This is a genomic window from Inquilinus limosus MP06 (assembly GCF_000767795.1).
In the GTDB taxonomy this organism is placed as follows: Bacteria; Pseudomonadota; Alphaproteobacteria; order DSM-16000; family Inquilinaceae; genus Inquilinus; species Inquilinus limosus_E.
Genome location: NZ_JANX01001051.1, coordinates 1 through 1,022 on the forward strand (window position 1 = coordinate 1; position 1,022 = coordinate 1,022).

At 75.2% G+C, this 1,022-nt stretch carries 2 protein-coding genes and 1 pseudogene; 2 read left to right on the top strand and 1 reads right to left on the bottom strand.

Annotation, left to right across the window (positions count from 1 at the left end):
• Together P409_RS35105 and P409_RS35110 are read left to right on the top strand one after the other, a co-directional pair.
• The coding region (locus P409_RS35105; protein ID WP_034849658.1) for a DMT family transporter at positions 1–447 on the top strand (447 nt) is incomplete at its 5' end.
• A gap of 11 nt (positions 448–458) precedes the next feature.
• The gene (locus P409_RS35110; RefSeq protein ID WP_034849661.1) at positions 459–788 is read left to right on the top strand and encodes a DMT family transporter; all 330 of its coding nucleotides are present in this window, start codon (positions 459–461) and stop codon (positions 786–788) included.
• Here the strand turns inward: P409_RS35110 and P409_RS35115 are convergent.
• Positions 785–1,022, bottom strand: a pseudogene (locus P409_RS35115) (LysR family transcriptional regulator); the annotation flags it as partial. The gene P409_RS35110 and the pseudogene P409_RS35115 sit on opposite strands and share 4 nt — an antisense overlap.

Below are 1,022 nucleotides of genomic sequence, written 5' to 3' on the forward strand. Positions count from 1 at the left end.
GGCTGGATCCTGCTGGCCCTGGCGGCGGGCGCGGTGCTGCCGGTGCAGGGCGCGGTCAACGCGCTGCTGCGCCGCGACCTCGGCGCGCCCTTCGCCGTCGGCGCCGTCAGCTTCCTGGTGGCGACTGCGGCGATGGCGGCGGTGGTGCTGCTGGTGCTGGCCCTGCCGAAGCAGCCGCGGCCGAAGCTGGAGGGTGTCGGGGCGATGCCGTGGTGGGGCTGGCTCGGCGGCATCGCCGGCGCCACCTACGTCACCACCGTCTTCACCGCGATCCCGGTGATCGGCGCCGCCGTCGCGGTCGGGCTGACCGTCGCCGGCCAGCAGGTCGCCTCGGTCTTCGTCGACCGCTACGGCTGGTTCCGCCTGCCGCAGCGCCCGGTCTCCGCCCTGCGCCTGGCTGGCGTGGCGGCGCTGCTGGCCGGTGTCGCCGTGATCAAGCTGGGCTGAGGGGGGCGGCGATGTCGAACTCCCTCGCCTGGGCGATGCTGGTCCTGTCCGGCATCGCCGACGTGGTCTGGGCCGTGACCACGAAATACTCCAACGGCTACAGCCGCCTCGGCTGGACCGCGGCCTCGGTGGTCGCCCTGGTGGTCTTCCTCGGCCTCCTGACCCAGGCGCTGAAGGTGCTGCCGCTCGGCACCGCCTACGCGGTCTGGACCGGGATCGGCGCGGTCGGGTCGGTCACCGCCGGGCTGCTGCTGTTCGGCGAGCCGCTGGGCCCCGCGCGGCTCGCCGCCATCCTCGCCATTCTCGGCGGCGTGGTCGCGCTCAAGCTGCTGCCGAGCTAGGGGCGGCCGAGCGGACCGGCCGATTGCCGCAACATCTCGGCCAGGGCGCGGGCCGGCGGGTCGTCCGACGCGGTGAAGACGACGAACTCCACCTCCGGCAGCGTCGGCAGCCCGTCCTCTGCGCCCAGCACCCGCAGCCCGGCCCCGATCGCGCTCAGGGGCAGGGGCGTCACCGCCAGCCCGGCCAGGGCCGCGGCGCGGACGCCGGCGACGCTGGGGCTGACATAGGCGATC